Origin of the sequence: Streptomyces fulvoviolaceus (assembly GCF_000718165.1) — a bacterium.
GTDB classification, from domain to species: Bacteria; Actinomycetota; Actinomycetes; order Streptomycetales; family Streptomycetaceae; genus Streptomyces; species Streptomyces fulvoviolaceus.
This window is the reverse complement of the sequence record NZ_JOEY01000254.1, coordinates 1-202: the sequence shown is the minus strand read 5'-3', so window position 1 is coordinate 202 and position 202 is coordinate 1. Positions and strand designations below refer to the sequence as shown.

The 202-nt window shown below is 72.3% G+C and carries 1 pseudogene; it reads right to left on the bottom strand.

From position 1 onward, the window contains the following. A pseudogene (locus tag IG08_RS0153775) lies at nt 1–202 on the bottom strand (MarR family transcriptional regulator); the annotation flags it as partial.

The window sequence follows — 202 nt, the reverse complement described above, 5'->3', positions numbered from 1 at the left end:
GCGGGTGGTGGCGCTCTGGCTGAGCACGACGGCGTCGGCGACCTGCTTCATCTGCAGGTGCCCGCCCTTCCCGTCGTGCTGGCGGCCGAGCACGTCGAGGAGCGAGTACTCGCGCACGCTCAGGTCGTGGCCGGTCTGCAGGGCCCGCTCGATGTGGGCCTCGATCCTGCCGTGCAGCAGGGAGAGCGCGCACCAGCCCTGG